Annotated in this window: 21 protein-coding genes and 2 tRNA genes; 5 read left to right on the top strand and 18 right to left on the bottom strand. The window is 63.2% G+C overall.

Annotation, left to right across the window (positions count from 1 at the left end; all coding sequences use genetic code 11):
* Positions 1–217 precede the first annotated feature (217 nt).
* From EQG66_RS11060 to EQG66_RS11075, 4 genes are all read right to left on the bottom strand, one after another.
* Positions 218–294 (bottom strand) — tRNA-Arg (locus EQG66_RS11060).
* A gap of 126 nt (positions 295–420) precedes the next feature.
* A complete protein-coding gene (gene ppdK / locus EQG66_RS11065; RefSeq protein ID WP_129404656.1) occupies positions 421–3,084 on the bottom strand; it encodes a pyruvate, phosphate dikinase in 2,664 nt (887 codons plus the stop codon).
* Positions 3,085–3,147: 63 nt separating this feature from the next.
* Positions 3,148–5,490, bottom strand: a complete 2,343-nt coding sequence (gene glyS / locus EQG66_RS11070) for a glycine--tRNA ligase subunit beta (RefSeq protein ID WP_245988060.1) — start codon at positions 5,488–5,490, stop codon at positions 3,148–3,150.
* Entirely contained in the window at positions 5,460–6,353 is an 894-nt protein-coding gene (locus EQG66_RS11075) for a glycine--tRNA ligase subunit alpha (RefSeq protein ID WP_129404657.1), read from the bottom strand. Before EQG66_RS11075 ends, glyS begins: the two co-directional genes overlap by 31 nt.
* A gap of 109 nt (positions 6,354–6,462) precedes the next feature.
* Between EQG66_RS11075 and EQG66_RS11080 the strand changes: the two genes are divergently transcribed.
* From EQG66_RS11080 to pth, 3 genes are all read left to right on the top strand, one after another.
* Entirely contained in the window at positions 6,463–7,386 is a 924-nt protein-coding gene (locus EQG66_RS11080; protein WP_129404658.1) for a TraB/GumN family protein, read from the top strand.
* A 608-nt stretch (positions 7,387–7,994) separates the two neighbouring features.
* Complete coding sequence (locus EQG66_RS11090) at positions 7,995–8,603, top strand: 50S ribosomal protein L25/general stress protein Ctc (RefSeq protein WP_129404660.1); 609 nt, start codon at positions 7,995–7,997, stop codon at positions 8,601–8,603.
* A gap of 176 nt (positions 8,604–8,779) precedes the next feature.
* Entirely contained in the window at positions 8,780–9,349 is a 570-nt protein-coding gene (gene pth / locus EQG66_RS11095; RefSeq protein WP_129404661.1) for an aminoacyl-tRNA hydrolase, read from the top strand.
* A gap of 143 nt (positions 9,350–9,492) precedes the next feature.
* Here the strand turns inward: pth and topA are convergent, their stop codons facing one another.
* Positions 9,493–12,045, bottom strand: coding sequence for a type I DNA topoisomerase (gene topA / locus EQG66_RS11100; RefSeq protein WP_129404662.1), 2,553 nt, complete (start codon positions 12,043–12,045; stop codon positions 9,493–9,495).
* A 141-nt stretch (positions 12,046–12,186) separates the two neighbouring features.
* On the opposite strand from topA, the gene EQG66_RS11105 reads away from it, so the two are divergent.
* Complete coding sequence (locus EQG66_RS11105) at positions 12,187–12,474, top strand: GIY-YIG nuclease family protein (protein WP_129404663.1); 288 nt, start codon at positions 12,187–12,189, stop codon at positions 12,472–12,474.
* Between the two features lie 90 nt (positions 12,475–12,564).
* On the opposite strand, the gene dprA is transcribed toward EQG66_RS11105, so the two are convergent.
* The 12 genes from dprA to EQG66_RS11165 all read right to left on the bottom strand — a co-directional run bounded on the left by dprA (position 12,565) and on the right by EQG66_RS11165 (position 23,307).
* The gene (gene dprA / locus EQG66_RS11110; RefSeq protein ID WP_129404664.1) at positions 12,565–13,614 is read right to left on the bottom strand and encodes a DNA-processing protein DprA; all 1,050 of its coding nucleotides are present in this window, start codon (positions 13,612–13,614) and stop codon (positions 12,565–12,567) included.
* Positions 13,615–13,621: 7 nt separating this feature from the next.
* Positions 13,622–14,221, bottom strand: a complete 600-nt coding sequence (gene plsY, locus EQG66_RS11115) for a glycerol-3-phosphate 1-O-acyltransferase PlsY (RefSeq protein WP_129404665.1) — start codon at positions 14,219–14,221, stop codon at positions 13,622–13,624.
* 58 nt (positions 14,222–14,279) lie between these two features.
* Entirely contained in the window at positions 14,280–15,026 is a 747-nt protein-coding gene (locus EQG66_RS11120) for a proteasome-type protease (RefSeq protein ID WP_129404666.1), read from the bottom strand.
* A gap of 144 nt (positions 15,027–15,170) precedes the next feature.
* Entirely contained in the window at positions 15,171–15,977 is an 807-nt protein-coding gene (locus EQG66_RS11125) for a transglutaminase family protein (RefSeq protein ID WP_129404667.1), read from the bottom strand.
* Between the two features lie 36 nt (positions 15,978–16,013).
* On the bottom strand, positions 16,014–16,961 hold the full coding sequence (locus tag EQG66_RS11130) for an alpha-E domain-containing protein (protein ID WP_129404668.1): 948 nt from the start codon (positions 16,959–16,961) through the stop codon (positions 16,014–16,016).
* A 7-nt stretch (positions 16,962–16,968) separates the two neighbouring features.
* Entirely contained in the window at positions 16,969–18,396 is a 1,428-nt protein-coding gene (locus EQG66_RS11135; protein WP_129404669.1) for a circularly permuted type 2 ATP-grasp protein, read from the bottom strand.
* A 69-nt stretch (positions 18,397–18,465) separates the two neighbouring features.
* Complete coding sequence (locus tag EQG66_RS11140; RefSeq protein ID WP_129404670.1) at positions 18,466–19,368, bottom strand: carbon-nitrogen hydrolase family protein; 903 nt, start codon at positions 19,366–19,368, stop codon at positions 18,466–18,468.
* Positions 19,365–19,955, bottom strand: coding sequence for a GNAT family N-acetyltransferase (locus EQG66_RS11145; RefSeq protein ID WP_129404671.1), 591 nt, complete (start codon positions 19,953–19,955; stop codon positions 19,365–19,367). The genes EQG66_RS11140 and EQG66_RS11145 overlap by 4 nt, the downstream gene beginning before the upstream one ends.
* On the bottom strand, positions 19,952–20,365 hold the full coding sequence (locus EQG66_RS11150; RefSeq protein WP_129404672.1) for a ketosteroid isomerase-related protein: 414 nt from the start codon (positions 20,363–20,365) through the stop codon (positions 19,952–19,954). Before EQG66_RS11150 ends, EQG66_RS11145 begins: the two co-directional genes overlap by 4 nt.
* Positions 20,366–20,387: 22 nt before the next feature.
* Positions 20,388–20,464 (bottom strand) — tRNA-Ile (locus EQG66_RS11155).
* A 44-nt stretch (positions 20,465–20,508) separates the two neighbouring features.
* Entirely contained in the window at positions 20,509–21,528 is a 1,020-nt protein-coding gene (locus EQG66_RS11160) for a polysaccharide deacetylase family protein (protein ID WP_129404673.1), read from the bottom strand.
* A gap of 48 nt (positions 21,529–21,576) precedes the next feature.
* On the bottom strand, positions 21,577–23,307 hold the full coding sequence (locus EQG66_RS11165) for a sensor histidine kinase (protein WP_129404674.1): 1,731 nt from the start codon (positions 23,305–23,307) through the stop codon (positions 21,577–21,579).
* A gap of 180 nt (positions 23,308–23,487) precedes the next feature.
* Between EQG66_RS11165 and EQG66_RS11170 the strand changes: the two genes are divergently transcribed.
* Complete coding sequence (locus tag EQG66_RS11170; RefSeq protein WP_129404675.1) at positions 23,488–23,964, top strand: Lrp/AsnC family transcriptional regulator; 477 nt, start codon at positions 23,488–23,490, stop codon at positions 23,962–23,964.
* 57 nt (positions 23,965–24,021) lie between these two features.
* Here the strand turns inward: EQG66_RS11170 and EQG66_RS11175 are convergent, their stop codons facing one another.
* Entirely contained in the window at positions 24,022–25,299 is a 1,278-nt protein-coding gene (locus EQG66_RS11175) for a hypothetical protein (RefSeq protein WP_129404676.1), read from the bottom strand.
* Positions 25,300–25,460 lie beyond the last annotated feature (161 nt).

A 25,460-nucleotide genomic window follows, 5' to 3' on the forward strand; every position in this document is an offset into this window, starting at 1 on the left:
ACCGGCGACTGCGGTCGGTCCCACCACGGAAATCAGCGGATCAGCCTCCGAAACCGGGGCTCACCATCCTCTCATGCGCCTTCACGTCGATATCATGCCAAAATCAGGCGGTTCTTCGAGGTGTCCAGCTTTTTGACCTTTGATAAAGGCCAGGCTCAATCCCATCCCTGAGAATAGACCCGCCCACACAGGCTGCTCTGTCTGTTTCTGTGAAAAATGGTGCACCCGGAGCGATTCGAACGCCCGGCCCTCAGATTCGTAGTCTGATGCTCTATCCAGCTGAGCTACGGGTGCACACTGCCTATACGGCGGGGGCTGCTGCCCCTTGGAGGTGCCGCAGATAGAGGGGGATGCCGGTTATGGCAACCCCCTTTATCCGAAATTATTTGCGGGATTTGCGCGCCGCCCGCGCCGCAAGAGTCATTTCTTCGCGAGGGCAGCCTGTGCGGCGGCGAGGCGCGCGATCGGCACACGATAGGGAGAGGCCGAGACATAATCGAGGCCGGTCTGCTCGCAAAAGGCGATGGAGGCCGGATCGCCGCCATGCTCGCCGCAAATGCCGAGCTTGATATCGGGCCGGGTTGCCCTGCCCCGCTCCGCGGCGATCTCGATCAGCTGCCCCACGCCCTCTACATCGAGGCTGACAAACGGGTCCCGCGCGAAGATGCCCTTGTCGACATATTGCGTCAGGAACCGTCCGGCGTCGTCGCGGCTGATGCCGATTGTCGTCTGCGTCAGGTCGTTGGTGCCGAAGCTGAAGAATTCGCCCACCTCGGCAATCTCGCCAGCTTTCAGCGCGGCGCGCGGCAGCTCTATCATCGTGCCGACGAGATAATCGATGCTCTGGCCACGCTCGGCGAAAACCTCCTTCGCCATGCGGTCGACGACCTCTTTCATCAGCTCCAGCTCGCGCCTTGTGGCGACGAGCGGGATCATGACTTCGGGGATCGGCGCCGCGCCGCTCTTCGCCGCCACATCGAGTGCCGCTTCAAAGATCGCCCGCGCCTGCATTTCGTAGATTTCGGGATAGGTGACGCCAAGGCGGCACCCGCGATGGCCGAGCATCGGGTTGAACTCGTGCAGCTCGCTCGCGCGCTGCTTCAGGGCCACCACGCCGATGCCGGTCGCCTTCGCCACTTCCTCGAACTCCGCCTCTTCATGGGGCAGAAACTCGTGCAGCGGCGGATCGAGCAGGCGGATCGTTACCGGAAGCCCCGCCATCACCTCGAAAATCTCGGTGAAGTCGCTGCGCTGTTCGGGCAGCAGCTTGGCCAGCGCCTCGCGCCTACCCGCCTCGTTCTCGGCCAAAATCATCTGGCGCACGGCGGTGATCCGCCCAGCGTCGAAGAACATATGCTCCGTGCGGCACAGGCCCACGCCCTCCGCGCCAAAATCGCGCGCGGTGCGGCAATCGAGCGGCGTCTCGGCGTTGGCGCGCACCTTGAGGCGGCGCACCTTGTCTGCCCAAACCATCAGCGTGCCGAAATCGCCCGCCAGCTCCGGCTGAACGGTGGGCACCTCGCCTGCCATCACCTCGCCGGTCGCGCCATCGATGGTGAGGATATCGCCCTCTTTCAGCTCTCGGCCCGCAATGCGCATCGTCTTGGCCTTCGCGTCGATCGCGAGGCTGCCTGCGCCGGAAACACAGGGCCGGCCCATGCCGCGCGCCACCACGGCGGCGTGGCTGGTCATGCCGCCACGCGCGGTGAGGATGCCCTTGGCCGCGTGCATGCCATGAATGTCTTCCGGCGATGTCTCGATGCGCACGAGGATCACTGCCTCGCCCAGCTCGGCCCGGCGCTCGGCAGTATCGGCGTCAAACACAATTGCGCCCGATGCCGCACCCGGAGAGGCGGGCAAGCCCTTGGTCAGAACATCGCGCGGCGCCTTGGGGTCCAGCGTGGGATGCAGCAACTGATCGAGCGCGGACGGATCGACGCGGGCGACGGCTTCCTGCTCGGTGATCAGCCCCTCGGTCGCCATATCGACCGCGATCTTGAGCGCGGCCTTGGCGGTGCGCTTCCCTGAGCGGGTCTGGAGCATCCAGAGCTTGCCCTGCTGCACCGTGAACTCGATGTCCTGCATGTCGCGATAATGGGTTTCGAGGATGTTGAACACTCGCGCCAGTTCCGCGTAGGTCTCTGGCATCGCCTCTTCCATCGAAAGCGGCTTGGCCCCTGCCCGCTCGCGCGCAGCCTTGGTGAGATATTGCGGCGTGCGGATGCCCGCCACCACGTCCTCGCCCTGCGCGTTGATCAGATATTCACCATAATAGGCGTTCTCGCCGGTCGCGGGATCGCGTGTGAACGCTACTCCGGTCGCCGAGGTGTCGCCCATATTGCCGAACACCATCGCCTGCACGTTGACGGCCGTGCCCCAGTCGCCCGGAATGTCGTTCAACCGGCGATAGACCTTGGCGCGGTCTGCCTGCCAAGACCCAAACACCGCCGAAATCGCGCCCCAGAGCTGGTCATGCACATCCTGCGGGAAGGGCTTGCCCCACAGCTTCTCGACCAGCTTTTTATATTCCGCGACCAGCGCCTTCCAGTCATCCGCGCTCATCTGCGTATCGAGATGATAGTCGTTGTCTTCCTTCGCGATCTCCAGCGCTTCCTCGAATGCGCCGTGATCGAGTTCCAGCACCACATCGGAATACATCTGGATGAAGCGGCGATAGCTGTCCCACGCGAAGCGCTCGTCGCCACTGGCCGTAGCAAGGCCGATCACCGTCTCGTCGTTAAGGCCGAGGTTCAGCACCGTGTCCATCATGCCGGGCATCGAGACGCGCGCGCCGGAGCGGACGGAGACGAGCAGCGGGTCCGCCTTGTTGCCGAACTGCTTGCCAGTCACGCCCTCGATATGCGCGATGCCGTTCGCCACTTCGGCCCGCAAGCTGTCGGGAAACACCTCCCCATCCGCATAATAGCGGGTGCACATCTCGGTCGTGATCGTGAAGCCGGGAGGGACGGGCAGGCCGATAGAGGCCATGCCATCCAGGTTCGCGCCCTTGCCACCGAGCAGGTTCTTGTTGCCATTGCCGCCGTCATTCGCATCGCCGCCAAAGCGATAGACATATTTGGTCATGTGCCCTTTTCCTTGGTTTTTTCGTCGCTGCCCAGGCGCTGCACCGCTAGTGGCGCTGCCCTATTAGCCGCCAATTCTTGAAAAATCAGCTACTTTGTGCACTGCAACGCGAACGCGCTGCAACAGGGCAAGGCGCGCGGCGCGTTTGGCGGGATCGGGATCGTTGACGATGACGCTCTCGAAGAAGGAATCGATGGGCACGCGCAGGGTTGCAAGCGCGGACATCGCCCCCTCGAAATCCTCCGCCTCGATGGCGGCGGCGGCGCGCGGCTCTGCAGCATCGAGCGCGACGGAGAGGGTGGATTCGGCGGGTTCTGACAAGTAAGCCGCTTCCGCACCGTCATGCCGGACCTGATCCGGCATCCCGCTACCTTCATCGGTGAATGAGCGGGACCCCGGCTCAAGGCCGGGGTGACGGCTGGTGGGGGCGTCATAGCCCTCTTTCTTGAGGATATTGGCCGCGCGCTTGTATCCCGCGAGCAGGTTCGCGCCGTCCGGCGTCTCGACAAAGGCCTGAAGCGCACGGACGCGGGCGAGCAGGCGGACGAGATCGTCCTCGCCCCCAAGCGCGAACACGGCGTCGATCAGATCATGGCGGACACCCGCTTCCTTTTGCTGGACCTTGAGGCGGTCTGCGAAGAAGTCCAGGAGTTTGTATGGCTTATGATTCCGTCCCCTCAGTATCTCCTCTGCACGACGTACAGCATTAGTCTTTTCGACTGCCAATCGCGCAATCAATTTACCATTTTTATATACATTGTAATGGCTTGCATCATCATCAAAAACCACCTCATCACCATCATAAATTTCCAATGGCTTGAAGTCGTCATTGGAAAAATTTTTCGATTGTGCACTAACTCTAATGACATATGCGGGATCGAATATTTTTAATAATGGCAACCGAATATTATTTTTGATCAGCAAAGACAAAACGCCAATTGCAGCCCTTCGCAGTGCAAATGGATCTTTTGATCCTGTTGGTATTTCATCAATACTAAAAAATTCTAATAATGTATCCAGCTTATCCGCCAGACTGACCGCCACTGTCACCGGCGCGGTGGGGACATCATCCCCCTGCCCCACAGGCTTGTAATGATCGCGGATCGCATCGGCGACTGCATCGGGCAGGCCTTCTGCCCGCGCATAGTATCCGCCCATCAGCCCCTGCAATTCAGGGAACTCGCCAACCATCTCCGTCACCAGATCGGCTTTAACAAGCCTGCCCGCTTTCTCTGCTTCAGTAATATTTTGCCATTCAATTACACCACCCTCCACCAGCCAGCGCGCCAGCTTGGCCACGCGCTCGACCTTGTCGGCCACGGTGCCGAGTTTCTCGTGGAAGGTAATGCGCGAGAGCTTCTTCGCGTGATCCGCGAGCTTGGTCTTCTTGTCCTGTTCCCAGAAGAAGCGCGCATCGGAGAGGCGCGCGGCGAGGACCTTGCCGTTGCCCGCAACAATCGCCGCGCCGCCGTCCTTCGCTTCGATATTCGCGGTGCAGATGAAGGCAGGGGCGAGCTTGCCGTCCGTGCTCCGCAGCACGAAATATTTCTGGTTGATCCTGAGGGTTAGCTGAATAACCTCAGGAGGCACCTCAAGAAACGCGGGGTCGAAATGCCCCAGCAGCGGCACTGGCCACTCGGTCAGCCCCGCATTTTCGGCGACCAGCCCGGCGTCCTCGATGAGTTCATAGCCAGCATCGGCGGCCAGCGCCTTCGCGCGGCTTTCGATGATCGCCTTGCGCTCCTCCTGATCGACGATCACATGGGCTGCGCGCAGCTTTTCGACATAGTCCGCCGCACTGCCGATGGTAATAATGCCGGGATGATGGAAGCGGTGGCCGACCGTGGCATAGCCGGAGGTGACGCCCTCGACCTCTATCCCCACCAGCTCCTCACCCAGCAGCGCGACGATGCCCTGAAGCGGGCGCACCCAGCGCAAGCTCTCAGTCGTCTCGCTCGCCGCGCCCCAGCGCATCGACTTGGGCCAGGGGAAGGCGCGAATGATCGCGGGGATGGCTTGCGCCAGAACGTCGGTGGTCGCTCGACCGGGCTTCTCGACAACCGCGAACCACACGCCATCGCGGTCTTCGAGCTGATCCTTGGTCAGCCCCGTCTTGCGCAGAAAGCCCTCCAGCGCCTGCTCCGGCGCGGAGGTGCGCGGGCCTTTGAACTCTTCGCTCACCGCCTGCGTCTGAAGCGGGAGGCCATGCGCGATGAGGGCCAAACGGCGCGGCGTGACGTAGGAAGTGATGCGTTCCGCCTTCAGACCCGCCTGTGCCAGCTGTTCGGTAAACAGCCGCGCGAGATCGTCCGACGCCTTCGCCTGCATCCGCGCCGGGATTTCCTCACAGCGCAGTTCGAGAAGAAAATCCGCGCTCATTCCGCCCACCCGTTCACCTGCATCCATGCGGCGCAGCTGCCCTTGGCGAGATCACGCACCCGGCCGATATAGTTCGCCCGCTCCTGCACGCTGATGACGCCGCGCGCCTGCAGCAGGTTGAAGAGATGGCTCGCCTCGATCGCCTGATCATAGGCAGCCAAGGGCACGCCCGCCGCGATGCTGCGCTGGCATTCCGCCTCCGCCGCCTCGAAGCCGCGCAGCAGGCTGTCCGTATCCGCCACCTCGAAATTCCATTTCGACATCTGCTGCTCGTTGGCGAGGAACACATCGCCATAGCTCACGGCGGGCCTGTCTCCCACCGCATTGTTGAAGCGCAGGTCATAGACGCTGTCGACGCCCTGAATATACATGGCCAAACGCTCCAGCCCGTAGGTCAGCTCACCCGCGACCGGCTTGCAGTCAAACCCGCCCATCTGCTGAAAATAGGTGAACTGCGTCACCTCCATGCCATCGCACCAGACCTCCCAGCCCAGCCCCCATGCGCCCAATGTCGGGCTTTCCCAGTCATCCTCGACAAAGCGGATATCGTGCAGCAGCGGGTCTATGCCGATGGCGGCGAGGCTGCCGAGATAGAGCGCCTGCAGATCCGGCGGGGATGGCTTCATGATCACCTGATACTGGTAATAATGCTGGAGCCGGTTGGGATTCTCGCCATAGCGGCCGTCGGTCGGGCGGCGGCTGGGCTGAACATAGGCGCAGTTCCACGGATCGGGGCCGAGGCTGCGCAGCGTGGTGGCAGGGTGAAAGGTGCCCGCGCCCACGCGCATGTCATAGGGCTGAAGGATCACGCAGCCCTGCCTGCTCCAATAATCATGCAGGGTAAGGATCAGCCCCTGAAAGCTGAGTGGTTCTGCCGCCTGTTCAGCCATGTTGCCCTTCGCGCGCGGGTGAAGAAAGTGGCGCTCGCCTTGGCCCAAGGGCGCGCGCGGGTCAAGAGAAGGCTTGCATGGCGCCGGGCATTGCGGCCATGAAGCGGGGATGATCGCACGGATGCTCCGTTTCATGCCGCTGTTGACGACGGTCGCGCTCGCCTGTTCCGCCCCGGTTTCGGGCGGGGCGAAGACGGGTGCGGTTCCGCCGAGCGATGGCCTGATCCACGCCACGCCCGCTTTGTGGGCGGTGAAGGATGCCGATACGACCATCTATCTTTTCGGCACCGTGCATCTGCTCAAGCCCGATGTGCGCTGGTTCGAGGGCGATGTGAAGGCCGCGTTCGATAGCGCCGATACGCTGGTTATCGAGGTGTCTCAGGATGACCCCGCCAAGCTCGCCGCCACCTTCGCGCGCCTCGCCACCAATCCGAACGGTCCCACTGTCAGCCAGCTTCTCACCCCCAAGCAAAATGCGCGCTATGCCGCCGCGCTCAAGACATACAATATTCCGCCTGAGGCGATGGAGCGCGTTGACCCGTGGCTGGTGGCGATAAACCTCTCGGTCACGCCGCTGATGCAGCTTGGCTATCGGCAAGAGTTAGGCGCGGACAAGGTTTTGGAGGCCGCCGCCGCGCAATCGGGCAAGGCGGTAGTGGGCCTTGAAAGCGCGGAGGAACAGCTCGGTATCTTCGACGCCCTGCCGCGCGATGTGCAGATCGAGTATCTCAACGCCACGCTCGAAGGGCTGCCCGAAGCGGAGAAGGAATTCTCCACCCTGATCGGCAACTGGTCACGCGGGCGGGCGGATGCGCTCGCCAGGCAGATGAACGAGTCGCTGAAAGACACGCCGGAGCTGGCCAAGCCCCTGCTGCTTGATCGCAATGTGCGCTGGGCCGCGTGGATCGAGAAGCGGATGGATCAGCCGGGCACGGTGTTCATAGCGGTGGGCGCGGGGCATCTGGCCGGCAAGGGCAGCGTGATCGAACTGCTGGGGCAGAAGCGGTTAGTGGTGCGGCGCTCAACGAAGTAGAGGAATACTGCAATTTAGGCTCGTTCGCGATTTTATTACTGTAATAATTTTGTATTTTTTACTTTATACACAGATTCTAATATTGTTCTACGGGAGTTTATATGCGGATCGCCATCATATCGTTTAGCGTATTCATCGCCGTTCTCCCATCGACATCTACTGCTCAGGCATGGAGGAACTGTACTCCCGGATCTATCGGACCCGGAGGATGCGACTCTATCGGCCCAGGCGGAGGGCAATCCATTGGTCCCGGCGGTGGACAGTCCATCGGCCCTGGGGGCGGGCAATCAATTGGACCCGGAGGGGGTCAATCCATCGGTCCGGGAGGAGGGCGCTCGATTGGACCCGGAGGGGGTTTGTCTTCGGATCGCGACTGGAGCAAGGGCCTTGATCCCGACACTCTGAAACCTGCGCCAGACGGTCGTAACCCTCGCTGGTAAAGCATGCGGCCCGCTTGATCCTCGACCCCGTTGCACGAGTTAGATTGATCACAATATCTAACCCTCCCTTGCTTTCCCGCGCATTTCTGCTAAAGGCCCGCCTTCCCGTCATGGTCATCCCTGGAGGCGTGGCGGGTTGAACTGCAAACCAACACTTGGAGACATGCAATGAGCGATGTGCTTACGCTGTCGGCCGAGGCACGCGATCGGGCTGGCAAGGGAGCCTCCCGCGCTCTCCGCCGAGAGGGCCGCGTACCCGCCGTCATATACGGAATGAACGAAGAACCGACTCTGGTTCATGTCGAGGAAAAGCTGCTGAACAAGCTGCTTGGAACCGGCCACTTCTTCAACTCGGTCGTCATGGTCGAGGTGGGCGGCAAGGCTGTCCGCACGCTTCCCAAGGACGTGGAGTTTCACCCCGTCACGGATCGCCCGCTGCACGCGGATTTCCTGCGCGTTTCGGAGCATGCCAGCGTGCATGTCAACGTGCCTGTGCACTTCATCAACGAAGAGAAATCGCCCGGCCTGAAGCGCGGCGGCGTGCTCAACATCGTGCGCCACGAGGTAGAGCTGATCTGCGATGCGGCGGAAATCCCTGATGACATCACGGTCGATCTCACCGGCTTCGATGTCGGCGAGTCGATCCACATCAGCGCAGCGACCCTGCCCGCAGGCGCCAAGCCCGCGATCACGGATCGTGATTTCACCCTCGCGACCATTGTTGCGCCCTCGGCGCTCAAGTCGAGCGAAGGCGACACCTCGACCGAGGGCGAATAACCCTCCCTACTTGCGGGCAAAAGCCTGTTCAGGGTCTTTGGAGATTGAGTTCAGGCGGAGCCGGGAATGGTGGATTTCGAGAACCGGAGCGCAGTGTACTTTGAAGTACATGAGCACCGGAAGCACAGAAAGCCACCGTTCGCAGGCCCGCATGGGCTCAATATGCAAAGACCCTGATGCAAATCTGGGTTGGCCTCGGCAATCCCGGCGCTCAATATGCGCTCCACCGGCACAATGCAGGCTTTATGGCACTTGATGTCATTGCCGGCCTCTATGATTTCTCCCCCTGGAAGAAGCAGTTTCACGGGCTGACCGCCGAAGGGCGGATCGGCGGGCAGAAAATACTGCTGTTGAAGCCCGAAACCTTCATGAACGAAAGCGGGCGCGCCATTCGCGCCGCGATGGATTTCTACAAGTGCGCGCCCGAAGACGTCACCGTCTTTCATGACGAGCTGGATCTTGCGCCCATGAAGGTGAAGGTTAAGCGCGGCGGCGGCGCGGCGGGGCATAATGGCCTGCGCTCAACAGACGCACATATCGGCCCGGATTTCCGCCGTGTGCGGCTTGGAATAGGTCATCCCGGCCACAAGGACCGGGTGCACGGCTATGTCCTCTCCAACTATCACAATAGCGAGACAGACGCGCTGTCCGACATGCTCGGCGCGATCGGCGCGGAGGCGGGCTGGCTCGCGGCGGGCGATGACGCCCGCTTCATGAACGACGTTGCGATGCGGCTGGCGGAATAAGCCATTGCCGTTGTATATTTCATCGATCCAGTAGCCGTTTGGGCTGCGCGCTCCTCGTGTTCCCGTGAAAACGGGAACCCAGAGTCAGGATAAGCTGCACGACAAGCCCTGGGCTCCTGCTTTCGCAGGAGAACAATGATGTTCTATCCCGCCTTCTTCGCCGCAGCTTTCTTCGGCGCGGCCTTCTTGGCGGGCGCAGCTTTCTTTTTCGTCGCCGGTTTCTTGCCCTTCTTCGCCGGTGCCGCCGCAGCGCGCGCATCGATCAGCTGCGCGGCCTCCTCCAGCGTCAGCGCATCCTGCTCGATGCTCTTGGGCAGCGTGGCGTTGGTGGTGCCGTCGGTCACATAAGCGCCAAAGCGCCCGGCCATCAGCTTGATCTCGGCTTCCGTGCGCGGATGCTTGCCCAGAACTTTGAGCGGCTCGCGCGATGCCCCGCCCGCGCGTGGGCCTTTGACCGCTGCCTCGGCGAGCTTAACGACGGCAGCGTTCATGCCGGTCTCGAATATCTCGGCGGTGGAAGACAGCCGCGCATATTTGCCGTCATGCAGCAGATATGGCCCATAACGCCCCAGATTGGCGACGATCGGCAGGCCGGTCTCCGGGTGGTTGCCCACCTCGCGCGGGAGGCTCAAGAGCTTCACCGCCCAGTCCAGCGTCAGCTCACCATCGGGCAGATCCTTGGGTATGGAGCCCCGCTTGGCGTCCTTGCCCGATCCCATCTCGACATACGGCCCAAAGCGGCCTGATTTCTTGACGATGTCCTCGCCCGTCTCCGGGTGCTTGCCCAGAATTTCCGGCCCGCTGTCCGCGCCCTCGCCCGTACCGCCCGGCTGGCCGAACTTGCGGGTGAACTTGCATTCGGGATAGTTGGAGCACGCAATGAACGCGCCAAAGCGCCCGCCGCGCAATGACAGGCGCCCTTCGCTGCACAAGGGGCAGGCGCGCGGGTCTGTGCCGTCGCCCTTGTCGGGGAACAGCATGGGGCTAAGGAATTCATCGAGCGCCGCCGTCACTTCAGACGGCTTCTGCTCCATCACCTCCGCCGTCTTGGGCTTGAAATCACGCCAGAAGGCATCCAGTACCGCCTGCCACTGCGCCCGCCCGCCGGAAATATCGTCCAGCTCCTCCTCAAGCCCGGCAGTGAAGTCATAGCTCACATAGCGGTCAAAGAAGCGCTCCAGAAACGCCGTGACCAGCCGCCCGCTTTCCTCTGCGAAGAAGCGGTTCTTCTCGACGCGGACATAGTCCCGGTCTTTCAGCACCTGAATGGTCGATGCGTAGGTCGATGGCCGCCCAATGCCCAGCTCCTCCAGGCGCTTGACCAGCGACGCCTCGGAATAGCGCGGTGGCGGTTGGGTGAAATGCTGCTCGGCGCTCACCGCCTTCTTCGCGGGCGCATCGCCAGCATTGAGACGCGGCAGCAGTTTGCTGTCGTCGTCCGCATCGTCATCCGTGCCTTCCTCATAGAGCGAGAGGAAGCCGGGGAAGATCACCACCTGGCCCGTGGCGCGCAGGCCGTGGCTGCCGGTGCCATCCAGCATCTCGACCGTGGTGCGCTCCAGCCGGGCAGACGCCATCTGGCTCGCCAACGCCCGCTTGAAGATGAGGTCATAAAGCCGGGCATGATCGCCGCTCCCTGCCTTATCCTTGGCAAAGTCCGTCGGGCGGATCGCCTCGTGCGCTTCCTGCGCGTTCTTGGCCTTGGTGGTATATTGGCGGGGCTTGTCCGGCAGATATCCACCATCGAATCTGTCCGCTATCGCCTTGCGCGCAGCGGAAATGGCGCTGCCGTCCATCTGCACGCCGTCGGTCCGCATATAGGTGATCGCGCCGTCCTCATACAGCCCCTGTGCCACCCGCATCGTATGGCTGGCGGAAAACCCGAGCTTGCGCGCGGCCTCCTGTTGCAGGGTCGAGGTCGTGAACGGCGGCGGCGGATTGCGGGTGAGCGGCTTGGTCTCGACGCTCTCGACCGTGAAGCGCCCGGCCTCGACATCGGCCTTGGCGGCGAGCGCATCGCCTTCCTTGCCGATGGTCAATCGCTCGATCTTCTCGCCGCGCCACTTGACCAGCCGCGCGGTAAAGGTCCGCCCATCCTGCTCCATCTCGGCGGCGACGGACCAGTATTCCTGCGGCGTAAACGCCTCTATCTCGCGCTCGCGTTCCACAATCAGCCTAAGCGCGACCGACTGCACCCGGCCAGCAGACTTCGCGCCCGGCAGCTTGCGCCACAGCACCGGCGAGAGCGTGAAGCCGACAAGATAATCGAGCGCCCGCCGCGCACGATAGGCATCGATCAGGTCATGATCGAGATCGCGCGGGGCAGCCATCGCCTCGGTCACGGCCTGTTTGGTGATGGCATTGAAGGTCACGCGCACCACATCCTTGGGCGCCGCCTTCTTGGCTTTGAGCACCTCCAGCACATGCCAGCTTATCGCCTCCCCTTCCCGATCAGGGTCGGTCGCGAGGATAACGCGGCTCGATTGCTTGGCGGCATCGGTGATGGCTTTGAGCTGGCGGCCCTTGTCGCCATAATTTTCCCATTGCATCGCAAAGCCGTCATCAGGATCGACCGATCCATCCTTGGGCGGCAAATCCCGCACATGGCCGTAAGACGCGAGGACATGATAATCCCCGCCCAGATATTTCTCGATGGTCTTGGCCTTGGCGGGAGATTCGACGATGACAAGCTGCATGGGGGTGTTGGCTTCCTTACGCGTACACGCGCGAGGATGTAGGGGGTTGGGCCGAGCCGTCAAGCGATAAGCGAGGGCCACCCCGATCCGTCTGCCAGCGCAGGCTGGCATCTCGTGCGGCGATGTGCCAAACTCTGATGCATGCGCGGCGGATGGACCTACATCATGACCAACAAACCGTGCGGCGTTCTTTATGTCGGCGTTACGAGCCGCCTGCATGCGCGGATCGAACAGCACAAGCGAGGCAAGGGATCGGAATTTTGCCGCCGCTATAACCTGCACACCCTTGTGCTGGCCGAGCGACATGAACGCATCGAAGATGCCATCGCGCGGGAAAAGGCAATGAAGGCGTGGAAGCGGGAATGGAAAATCCGCCTCATCGAGGAGCAAAACCCTGAATGGCGAGATTTGTTCTCATTGTTGGCGTAAAACTCTGAGACCCCAGCCTTCGCTGGGGTGACGGGAAGGATCCACCCAACATTTCATCGTCATGCCAGCGCAGGCTGGCATCTCATGCCGTCAAGCGATAAGCGAGACTTTGCCGCCCGCGTGCCGCTCCAGCCTGCCCGCCAGCTCCAGCTCCAGCAGCGCCATCTGCACGGCGGTGGAGGGCTGGCCGGACTGGCGGATCAGCTCATCAAGCGGCACCGGAACTGGTCCCAGCAGCGCGATGATGTCTGCCGGGTCAACCGCTTCGGCAGCGGGCTTTTCCCCTGCAAAAAGCGAGAGCTGCGGCGCGCGTGGTCCTGCGCGGGGATCGAGGTTGCTCAGCGCCTCCATCACATCGGCGGCGGACTGGATCAGCGTCGCGCCCTCGCGGATCAGCAGGTTGCACCCCTGCGCGCGAGGATCGAGCGGAGAGCCGGGCACGGCCAGCACCTCGCGCCCATATTCGCCCGCCAGACGCGCGGTGATGAGCGAGCCGGATTTCGGCGCCGCCTCTACCACGATCGTCGCGCGAGAGAGGCCCGCGATCACGCGGTTGCGATGCGGGAAATAGCGCGCCTTCGGCTCTGTGCCGGGCGGCTGCTCGGCGATCAGCAGCGCAGCCTCGGCAATCTGCTCCTGCAGGTCAGCGTTTTCGGGCGGATAGTGGCTGTCGATCCCGCCCGCGATCACCGCGACGGTGCGTTCCTCCGCCCCATGATGCGCGGCGGTGTCTATCCCGCGCGCGAGGCCGGAGACGATCACCAGCCCCTCTCCCGCCAGCTCCCGCGCCAGCCCCCGCGCAAAGCGGCAGGCAGCGGCAGAGGCATTGCGCGCGCCCACCATCGCGACGCATGGGCCGTTCGCCAATGCTATGTTTCCGCGATAGGTCAACACCGGCGGCGCGTCTTCCGTCTCGGCGAGCAGCGCGGGATAATCCGCATCGCCCCAGACAAGCCATCGCGCACCCAGCCGCTCTGCCGCCTCTATCTCAGCGGCAATAGCGCGTTCGTCCGCCCGTTCGCGCAGCGCCCGCAGCGCCTCGCTGGCGTTACCGAACCGCCCGATCAAATGCCGATAGCTGACAGGCCCGATGCGGGGCGAGCGCGCCAGCCGGATCGCATCGAACCGCGCCTGATCCATCTGCGGATCAGGCCTTCTTGCTGCCGATGCGCGGTTCCTCGCCCTTGATCAGGCGCGCGATGTTCGTGCGGTGCCGCCACAGCACCACCGCCGCCATCGCCGCACAGGGAATGACCAGCTCTGGCCGTCCGCCAAGCATTGCGGCTGCAGGCGCGCTCAGAGCCGCGCTCATGCCGCCCGCCGAGGAAATGCGGGTGAGGAGCAGCATCCCGATCCAGACAGCCGCAAACACAAGCCCCACCGGCCAGGCGAGCGCGAGGCACACGCCCATCATCGTCGCCACGCCCTTGCCGCCCGCAAAGCGCAGCCAGACCGGGTAGCAATGGCCGATAAACGCCATCACGCCCGCCATCGCCCCGCCACCACCGGGCAACAGCGCCTCACCCAGCATTACTGCCGCCGCGCCCTTGCCCAGATCGAGCAGCAACGTCGCCGCCGCCAGCCCCTTGCGCCCGGTGCGCAGCACATTGGTCGCGCCGATATTGCCAGAGCCGATGGCGCGCAGGTCTCCCGCCCCGCCAAGGCGCGTCAGGATGATGCCGAAGGGGATCGAACCAAGGAAATAACCGAGCGCCATGATGAACGCGGGCATCTGCCACAGGGTCATGAAATCAGGCTCCGTTGCATCCTCTATCTCCCCATCCATAGCCGCGCGGAGGCGCTTGTCACTCGTTTTCGAGCGGCACCGAATATTCGGGGAGAGACTTGAACGCCTGTTTCAGCGCCGCGCCCCAGCCGCGTGAAATCTCGTTATAATAGGGGTCGTCCGCGCCGATCCGCGTCTCGAAGCCGACGCGGCAGGTTCCGGCAGGCACCACCTGTAAATCGAACGGCAAGCCGACCGACAGATTGGCCTTCAGCGTCGAATCAAAGCTGACCATCAACAGCTTGGCGGCCTCGGCAAAAGACATGCGCGGATCATATGCGCGCACGAGGATCGGGCGGCCATATTTCGTCTCGCCGCTCTGGAAAAAGGGCGTGTCGGCCGATGCCTCGATGAAATTGCCTTCGGGATAGATCAGGAACAGGCGCGGCGGGCTGCCCAATATCTGCCCGCCCAAGATGATCGTCGCATCGAACTTGCTTTCGGCCTCGCTGCCGCTCATCGCGCCGGAGCGGATCGTGTCGCGCAATGTCTCGCCTACGATATTGGCGACCTGAAACATGCTGGGCGCTTCGAGAATCGAGGGCCGACGATCAGCCGGCCGCTTGTTGCGCTCCTCAAGCTGGCTGACGACCGACTGGGTGGTGGCGAGGTTGCCCGCGGTGAGCATCGTGATCACGCGCTCGCCCGCCGCCTCCCAGGTGAACATCTTGCGGAACACCGAGATATTATCGACCCCTGCGTTGGTCCGCGTGTCAGACATGAAGATCAGGCCTGCATCCAGCTGCATGCCCACGCAATACGTCATTGTGCTCCCCTTCGTACCCCTATGGTTCAGCGCCAGCCCGCTCCCCCTCCCAATCTCCCATAAGATAGCCTGTCGGGAGGTTGGGCGGGGGAGAGGGCCGGTGCCGTCCCCGGAAATGCGCGTCAGCGCATTTCGATAAAATACCTACTGATCGACGCGCAGAGATACAAGCATAGTTGAATCGCCCCCGCCGAAAGTCATCGCATGCACCGGCGACGCATCGGCATAATCCCGCCCGGTCGCGACGCGGACATAATGCTTGTCTGGGCACACCCGGTTAGACACATCGAAGCCGACCCAGCCCAGCCCATCCAGATAGGCCTCGGCCCATGCGTGGCCTGCCTCCTGCTCCACCCGGTCTTCCATGAACAGATAGCCCGACACATAGCGCGCCGGGATGCCCAGCAGCCGCGCGGCGGCGATAAAGATATGCGCATGATCCTGGCACACGCCCTGCCCGATCTGCATCGCCTCCTCCGCCGAAGTCCGGGCGTCGGTAAAGCCGATCTGGTAGGCGACGGCATCGGCTATGGCGTTGCTGAGGCCATGCATCAGCGCAACGTCGCCCTCATGCCCCTCTGCTTTCACTCGGTTCGCCAGCGCGCTCACGCTTGCGCCCGCCTTGGTGAGTGCGGTGGGCTGGCGAAACAGCCAGAGCGGCGTATAGCCCTGATGCGCACCAACGACGCCGTGATAGTCTTCCACCGTCTCCACCTCGCCGGAGCAGACGATCGCTACGCTGCCCGCGCCCTCTTCCACCCGGATCAGCGAGCAATGGTTGCGGTGCGCATCATCATATTCCGCCTCGCATGTCCCGCCCTGCACCTCCATCGACCAGCTTACCACCTTCTGATGCGCGTTGTCCTTGGGCTTCAGCCGCACCCGCTGAAGGCCATAGGGAACCGGCTGGTCAAAGTGATAGGCTGTGGTGTGATGAAAGCGGATCTTCATGAAACTCTGTGCGCCCTTGTCCGTTCGCTGATGCCGTTATTCGGTAAAGCGGTAATCCTTCTCGATCTGCCATGCGATGGCGGCGTTACTCGCCATGAAATCCTGCAGAAACTCGTGCAGCCCGCGCTCGAATATCTGTTCGACGCTGATGCTCTCAAGGTCTTTTGCCAGCTTCAGCGCCTGCGCATGGACCGGCTTTTCCTCGTTATAGTCAAAGCCAAGCCATTTCAGATTTTCGCTGATCTTGAGCGCGCAGAACAGGATGGAGCGCGGGAACCGCCCGTCGAGGATGAGGAAACGCGCGATGTCGATCGCCTTGGTCTCGTTGGGATTGAGCCAGCGATAGCTGCGCTGGGCCGAGAGCGAGCGCAGCAGCATATCCCACTGGTTGGTATCGAGCGTGGAGCCGACATGGCTCAGCGAGGGCAGCAGCAGATAATATTTCACATCCATGATGCGTGCTGTGTTGTCCGCCCGCTCCACAAAGGTGCCAAGGCGCGCGAAGTTGTAGATGTCGTTGCGCAGCATCGTGCCGTGCAGCGCCCCGCGCACCAGCGCGCTGTGCTGGCGGATCATGCCCAGCGCCTGCGGCATATCCGCCTCGCGCAGAGGCCGCGCCATCGTGTCCCGCGTGGTGATGAAGCACTCGTTCGTCGCTTCCCACACTTCGCGGGTGATGGCGGTGCGGGCTATGCGCGCATTGTCGCGCGCGCGTTCGATCATCGAGAGCACGGATCCACCCTGATTACGCCCGCGCAGCAGGAAGTTCACCACCTGGGCAGGCTCATAGGCCAGCCCCGTCTCTTCATAGGCCTGCGCCAGCCCGACAGTTGTGAGCACAGAGCGCCATTCCTGCACCGCCGTGTCGCCGCGCGTCAAAGACATGCGCAGCCCGGCCTCCGTCAACCGCGCCAGATTTTCGCTGCGTTCGAGGTAGCGAAACATCCAGAACAGCGCGCCGGCGGTTTTGCCAAGGGTGGTCATGCTGCGCTCACTCCCCCAGCACCCAGCTGTCCTTGGTGCCGCCGCCCTGGCTGGAGTTCACCACCAGCGAGCCTTTCTTGAGCGCCACGCGGGTCAAGCCACCGGGCGTGATGTCGATCCGCTCTGGCGAGACGAGCACGAACGGGCGCAGGTCGACATGCCGGGGCGCCAGTCCCTTTTTGGTTAGGATCGGCACGGTCGAGAGCGCAAGCGTCGGCTGCGCGATATATTTGGCGGGCGCGCGTTTGAGCTTGGCCGCAAAGTCCGCCAGCTCGCGTTTGCTCGCCGCCGGGCCAACCAGCATGCCATAGCCGCCAGAGCCATGGACCTCCTTCACCACCAGCTCGGCGAGATGCTCCAGCACATATTTCAGCGAGTCCGGCTCGGAGCAGCGCCACGTCGGCACGTTCTGGAGCAGTGGCTCCTCGCCTGTGTAAAAGCGCACGATATCGGGAACATAGCTGTAGATCGCCTTGTCATCGACAATGCCCGCGCCCGGCGCATTGGCGATCGTGATGCCGCCCGCGAGGTAGATGTCCATGATGCCGGGCACACCCAGCGCCGAATCCGGCAGGAACGACATCGGATCGAGATAGTCATCATCCAGTCTGCGATAGAGGACATCAATCGGCTGATAGCCCTGCGTCGTGCGCATCGCGACCCGGCCATTGACGATGCGCAGATCATGCCCCTCGACCAGCTCCGCCCCCATCTGGTCCGCCAGAAACGCATGCTCGAAATAGGCGCTGTTGTAGATACCCGGCGTCAGCACCGCGACGACTGGGTCGCCCTTGCACGCTGGCGGCGCGCAGGCGGAGAGCGAACGGCGCAGGCGCTTTGGGTAATCGGACACCTCGCGCACCTTCATCTGCGTGAACAGTTCGGGGAACATGCGCATCATCGTCTCACGATTTTCGAGCATGTAGGATACGCCCGACGGCGTGCGCGCATTGTCCTCCAGCGCGTAAAACTCGTTCGGCCCGGTGCGCACCAGATCGACGCCGACAATATGGCTATAGACCCCACCGGGTGGCGTGAAACCCACCATCCGGTCGAGGAAGGCGCTGTTGGTGCTCACCATATGCTCCGGCAGGCGGCCCGCCCGCACGATTTCCTGCCTGTGATAAATGTCATGCAGAAAGGCGTTCATCGCCCGCACCCGCTGCTCTATCCCGCGCGAAAGCCGTGCCCATTCGGCGGCGGCGATGATGCGCGGCACGATATCGAACGGGATCAGCCGCTCCTCGGCCTCCTCCTGCCCATAGACGGCAAATGTAATGCCGGTCTTGCGAAACAGGTCTTCAGCCTCATAGGCCTTTTTCAGCAGCTTGGCCGGCTCCTGCTGGGCCAGCCATTCGCCATAGGCAGTAAACGGGGGGTGAGGCTGTCCGGCCTCGTCATACATCTCGTCGAAGAAACTTTTATCCGTCCCCATGCGCGCATGATGTCGCGCGATTCGCCGCTTGGCAAGAATTATGTTGCAAGTGCGAAATGATCCTGCCGATCAGGCGAGATCTATGACCTCGACCGCCGGAAGCGAGGGCGGCGCCCCCAGATATTGCTCTGGCCAGTGTGCGAAGGGCCGCACAGCGCCCGCCTCGCGCCATTGATCGACCTTGGCGCAATCCACGGCGCCATAGGTCCAGCCGCTTGCACCCTCCTCACCCAGACTGAGCACACCATCGTCAGGGGTATTGAGCACGGGCGGCCCATAGAGCGCTGCCAGTCCGTAATTCTCATCCACTGCCGGGGACCACGGCGCCATGCCCACGGTCGGCGCCTGCGCGACATGAATCTGGTTTTCCAGCGCGCGAGCCTGCGCGCCTATCCGCACGCGCCAATAGCCCTGCATGCTGTCCGTGCAGGAGGGGGTAAGGATCAGCCGCGCCCCTGCCTCTGCCTGCGCCCGCGCAATCAGCGGGAACTCGACATCATAGCAGATCGAAACGCCGATAACGCCGAGCGCGGTGTGGAACACACGCAGATGATCGCCCCCGCTGATGCCCCATTGCTCCCGCTCGAACCGGGTCATCACGATCTTGTCCTGATAGCCACTGCGGCCATTGGGCGCGAACAGGCGCGCCCGGTTGACGATGCGGCCGTCATCGAGCGCGACCGGCCTGCTGGCGCCGAGGATATGCACCTGATGCGTTGCCGCAAGCGCCGCGTGATGCGCATCCATCGCCTCGCCCGCGTCCATCACGGTGCGCAGGCTGGCATGCAGGTCGCCCATCGTCGCCGGGGCGCTCGCCGCGATTTCCATCGAGCCATATTCGGGAAACACCAACAGCGCCGCCCCACCCTGCACCGCTTCCCCTACCCAACGTCCAATCTTTTCCTGCCAAGCATCAAGGCTCGCCATTGGCTCGATCGGATATTGCGCGCAGGCGATGCGAAAGCCGCTCACAGGTCGCGCATCCAGAACTGCATCGGGTGTGCCGTCTCGCCCGGCTGATCGATATCCTTCCAGTCGAAGCTGCATGTCAGGCCATCGACCGGGGCATAGCCCCGCGCGCGCCAGAAGGGGTGCAGATCCCGCGCGTCAACGGGACGCAGCGGGTGGTCCTGCGGGCGCAGCACCGCGCAAAATGTCGCCGCCTTGGCTCCCGCCGCCCGCGCCGCCGCCTCACGCGCATCGAAAAAGCCGTGGCCGATGCCAAGGCCGCGAAACCCGCTCTTCAGCACCGACTCGCCGAAATAGAACAGGCTGCCTGTATCAAAGCCCCGCTGCTCGAATGGCGCGCGAAATTCCGCCTTCTGCCCGGCCATCGGAGAGGCGGTGGCGGCGCCCACAATCGCGCCACCCACTTCCGCCACCACCAGCACCGATCCCGCCTCGGCCATGAACTCGGTCAGATAGTCCGCCTCATAGTCTTCCGTGCCGTCATAGAGATAGGGCCAATCACGGAACACCTCGATCCTCAGGGCCGCCAGTGCAGGCAAAGCCGCCTGCCGCTCGGCCGCATCGGTCAGGGTGCGGATCACCGCCTTCATGAAACCTGCGCGATCCAGTCGGCAAGATTGTAATAAACGGAAACGCGGGCGATCAGCCCGTCGCGCACCTCGAAAAACGCGCCGGCGGGCAGCACATAGCTCTGCCCATGCGCGGGCGGCAGGCCTTCGTCTGCTTGTCTGTAAACCCCATGCACCACAAACTCGGCGGCAGCGCGCGCGCCATCCGCGCTGGTCAGCAGCACGATGTCCTTGAGCTGCTCGGCATAGGCGGTGTCCATCCGCCCAAGGAAGGTGCGAAAGGCATCCTTGCCAACCTGCCGCTCGCCCTGGTTGATGTCATGCGCCACATCATCCGCGAGGCAGCCCAGCATCGCCTCATGATCGCCCGCGTTAAATGCGGCGTAATAGCGGGCAAGCAGGGCTTCGGTCTGGTCGCGGCTGGTAGGCATCGTCTCTCGCTCATCGGGAAAATGGTGGGCCCGGCAGGACTCGAACCCGCGACCTAGCCGTTATGAGCGGCCAGCTCTAACCAACTGAGCTACAGGCCCCACCTGACGCGGGGGATTAGCCGCCGCCATGCGCGAAGGCAAGCCTATCTTGGCCCGCATGCCGCAAGAACATCGCCCAGCGCGGCTGGGGTCACTCCGCGCCGCGCCAGATGAAGCAGCACGCTGTCCCACCAGCGATAAAATGCAGCAAGGTCCGCCTGCGTGCGCACATAAGGCGTGTTGCCCGGTGCCAAAGTGGGCGAGTGAAAGCTGAACAGCAACAGGCGCGCACCTTCCGAGAGCAGCGCATCTATGCCGCGCGCGGTTTCCTCGGCGCTCACCCCTTCGGGCGTCAGCGGTATGCGCTCCAACAGGCGTGCGCGGGATAGCACTCCCGCCGCCAGCCCGCCGCGCTCGATCATGGACTGAAGCCTGCCCCCCATCCGCCCCAATGGCCCTGCCCATGCTGTGGAAAGCGGCAGCTCGATCAGCGCCCTGCCCGGCCCCGCGCGCCACGGCTTTACCGGCAGCCCGGAGAAATCCGGCCCCGCCTGCGCGCTGTAATCGAAGCGGCTGCGCACCGAGGTATCGAGCCGGAAGCCGAGATCGGCAAGAATCCGCCCCGTGTTCGGCCCCACCCCATAACGCCCCGCGCGAAACGCCAGCGGCGCGCGGCCTGTGACCTCGGTAATGCGATCCCTCAGCAGTGCGATCTTCGCCCGCTCCAGCGCTTCTGGCAGATTGCCCGCAAAGCTGTGCGCGACGCTCACCACCTCCTCATGCGGCGGATTGACCCAGGGGTGGCAATGCGCGCCGACATCGGCCTCGCCGTTCGCCTGCCACTCGCCCAGCATAGGCCCGGCCTCTGCGTCGTCGATTACCGGATAATCCGTGACATAAAGCGGCTTCACCCCCGCCGACTTGAAATAGTCCTGCCCGCGCCGCATCGGTTCGCAAATCGTGACCGAGCGGCTTTCCCGATTGAACGGCGCGCCCCAGTCAAACTCTTCTTCGGTATCGACCACCAGCATGAAGCGCGTGCCGAAATCAGGCGGCAAGGCGATACAATCCTCCGGCGCGGGCGGCGCGCGCAGATCATCTGGCAGGAGGGCGGATGCGCTCATACCCGATCGCCTATAGCATAATTCTTGCGATTGGCTTGATAGCGTCGCTCAGGCCGGGCCGACATCTGCCATTGCGTCGCCCTGCGCCACCGGCATTTCAAGCAATATGCGCTCCGCCTCTATGCGCAGCGCGCAATCCTGCGCCTGCGCCAGGCTGCGCACCAGCCGCATCGAGAAGCCGAGGCCAAGCAACGGTGCATCGGGCCAGTCTCCGTCCGATCCATAGCCGGGATCGAGCAGTTCGTGCTCATCCAGCCCCTTCAGCCGCGCGGGCCGGTCAAAGCCGAGGACCAGCCTGCCGCCCGCGCCATCCGGCTGAAACCACAGCGCGCCCTGCACCGGCTCCTCGCCCTGCGTCAGCGGCATCAGCGTGCGCACCAGATGCTGGATCATGCGCTCTGCCTGCACCGGCTCGATATAGGCGCACGGCAGATCGGCCGAGGCGGCGATGCGCAGGCGCGATGCCCCCTCGTTTTCAAACAGCGCGGTGGCCTGATCGACCAGCGCCCCCACATCGACGGCGCTGCGTTCGGCTGCGGCCGAGCCATCTCCATCATGGGCGGCGGCGGCGCGGGCAGCGGCGTCTATTTCTTCGAACGCAGCGAGCAGACGGCGCGCATCGGAGAGGATATTGCCCGCCATCTCGCGATAATGCACGCCCGCCGGGCCAAAGAGCTGCTGCTCGATGATCTCGGCAAAGCCCAGAATGGCGTTCAGCGGCGTGCGCAGTTCATGAATCAGCTGCCGCACCGAATCGAGCGAGGGCTGCGGTGCCGCAACGGGCGCAGCACCAGAGGCAGTATGCGGGATCTCGTGCACCAGTGGCCGCCGCGCCTGCCCGCGATAGCCCTGAAAGCGCCCCGACGCAGGATCGAAGAACGGCACGGCAGACAGGCGCCACTCGCCTTCATAAAGCCCCTCTCCTATGAAGAATCGACCATGCTGAAAGCTGCTGCGCCGGGCAAAGGCGCCGGCGACATGGCCATCCGGCCCGGTTTCGCCCGGCAGCGCGATCTGCGCGATAGACAGGCCCACCAGTGCCGGGCGCGAAGCATCCCCCACCCAGATGAGCGTGCCTTCCGCATCCGTCTCAAACGGAAAAATGCGCAGCGCCGCCTGCTCGCTCGCCCGCTGATCTGGCTCAGCGGGCGTCCCGATGGCCCTTAGCCTGCCGGTGCTGGTAAACCGCTCAATCCGCTCGACCAGCTGGCGGATCTGGCTGCGCTCGCCCTCCTGCCCGGTCGGCTGGGGCGTATCGAGCACCAGCTCCTGCCCCAGATCGGCCACGCCCGCCGAGCCGAGATCGTTCGATACGACAGCCGCGCCATTATCGCCCAGCACAAGGTCGGTCGGCCCAAAGGCATCGAGCGCGCGCCGTGTCTCCGGCCCCATGTCGCGCCGCCCACGCAGCACGCCGCGCGCCGTCGGACCAAGGCGGGAGAGCAGCACCGGCCACATCGCATCGGGCAGGCGCGCGCGCGCCAGCGCGGCGACGCAAACCGCCGGGCGGTCGGTCGCGAAAAACTCCACCAGCGCGGGCGAGCGCAACCGGCTGCCCAGCTCCACCACGCTGGCGATGCGCTGTGCCTCGCTCAGCTCCGAACGCAGATCATGCAGCCGCGCCACCAGCGCGGCGCGGTCTTCCTGCCGCAGCATAATCTTGCCCGCCTGATCGTGCTGGGCCAGCATATCGACGCACTGGCGCCACAGGCTCCCGGCGGCGGTGCCGGTCCTGTCTTCCACCGCAAGGATGGTCTGCGTCAGATCGTTGAAACGCACTGCCAAGGTCTCCATCGCCCCCCAAGGTGAATCCCTCGCTAAGCCTTTTCGGGCTTATTGACTTCGGCGTCAAAGGGAAAGGGCAGTTCAGGGTTAAAATCAATCCGTCGCATTGTGGGACGGTTGCAAAGACGGGGAATATTATTATCGTGCTGCCAATCAACCGATAAGGAAATTACCGTGACCGCCGGCTCCAGGCTCGACGAAACCGATTTTGCGATCCTCGCCCTGCTCCAGCAGGATGGGAGGATGACCAACATCGAGCTGGCGACCAGCGTCGGCCTCACCGCCCCGCCCTGCCTGCGCCGGGTGAAGGCGCTGGAGCAGAGGGGCGTCATCCGCTCTTATCATGCCGATCTTGATGCCGCCGCGCTGGGCTATGGCATCACCGTGTTCGCGATGGTCAGCCTCAAGAGCCAGGCAGAGGCAGACCTGCGCGCGTTCGAGGATCATGTCGCCGCGCTGCCACAGGTGCGCGAATGTCATATGCTCAACGGCGAGATAGATTTCATGCTCAAGGTGGTGGCGCGCGATCTGCAAGGCTTTCAGAGCTTCCTCACCGCGCATCTCACCTCCGCGCCCAATGTCGCGAGCGTCAAGACCTCGCTGACGATCCGCACGTCGAAAAGCCTGCCGGGCGTACCGATAGATCGCTAATAGAAAAGGGCGGCAGGATCGCTCCCGCCGCCCTGTTTCGGTTGCAGTCGACAATCCCTATGCGGCAGGGGCGCGGCTCAGCCATTTCAGCCAGTATTGCGCAATTGCGCCGCGCGCGCCGCCCGTCACCTTGGCGAAGCTCGCCTTGGCCGCTTCGATGTTGCCCGCGCGCGCCTGCACGATGCCGAGGCGGGTGTTGACCTCAGCCGCATCAACGCCGCCTTTTTGCAGCGCCATTTCATAAAGGCTGATCGCCTTGGCGTTGTCGCCATAGCCCATATAGGCATCAGCCGTAGCGGCCGCGATCTTGCCGGTGGCAGACTTGGCGGAATCGGCCGCGGCGGCGCCAAGCGTCGCCTTATCGCCAGCGATCTTGCCCGTGGCTACGGTGTAGTTTTCCACGCCATCTACCGAGGTCAGGTAGAAGTTGCTGCGTGCGTCGCGGGTGGTGCGGCCCGTCTCGATCACGGATTTCACTTCGCCATAAATCCCGCCCTTGAAGGCCATTTCGGCATATTCGAGGAAGTCCCCCTTCACCGCAAGGCCGCCGGAATATTGCATCAGCCTGAGCAGATCCAGATTCTCGCGATTGCTCATCGTCGGGTTGTCACGCTGAAAGATGCGCAGCACGGTGCGCAGGTTGTCGCCAGACGGCTTGGCCTCATAGGCCATTGCCGCCCACTCGGTGATTTGTGGCAGATTGGCGTTCGAGGCCTGCTGCACGCCGACCTGATACCATTGCGGATCGACGGTCATCCCCGCGGCCTTGCGCGCCTCTATGCCCTTTTTGAAATAGTCCAGCCCACGCGCGACTTCGGCAGGGTTGCGGTTCGCTTTGCCCCATATCGCCTGAGCCATGATGATATTGGTTTCCTCAGGCTTGTAGCCCAGCGCCAGTGCCTTTTCGGCATAGCTGATCGCGGTGCCATAATCCTTGGCATCTTGGGCACGGCTCGCGAGAATTGCACTGAACTGACCCTGCTGTTCGACAGGCGTGAAGCCGGATTCCAGCATGCCCTTCAGTGCCTCACCCTGCATCGCGCCGTCGTTGGCCAGGATGCTGAGGTTGAGCTTCATGGAATTGAGGTAATAGGCGTCATCCGGTGTCTTGGCGGCAGCCTGCGCGACGGGCAACGCGGCCTGCGCGGCGGCGACATCCTTCTTGTTGATCGCCTCCTGAAGCTTTTGCACCGGGCCGATGAACCCCGCGCTCGGCTTTGCCTGAGGCGCTTTCGGCGCCTTTTCCTTGGCGATGGCGACAGGCGCGGATACGCCCAGCGATACCCCCCCCAGTGCCAGCATCAATCCCAGTGCGACCGGCGAAACTTTACGCATCCATTCTTCTCCTCTTGCGCCGGCAATATCCGGCGGAAAGCTCTGCCTTCACGCTGGCAGATACTGGCTGCAGCGTGAATGGCGGTTGAATGGCGGCTTGCATAGCGAGCGCAAGAGCGCTTGTCATGCGTGGTGATGCGCTTTAACGCCGCCTTGCCTCG

The sequence above is a fragment of the Sphingobium fluviale genome, assembly GCF_004122115.1.
Lineage (GTDB): Bacteria > Pseudomonadota > Alphaproteobacteria > Sphingomonadales > Sphingomonadaceae > Sphingobium > Sphingobium fluviale.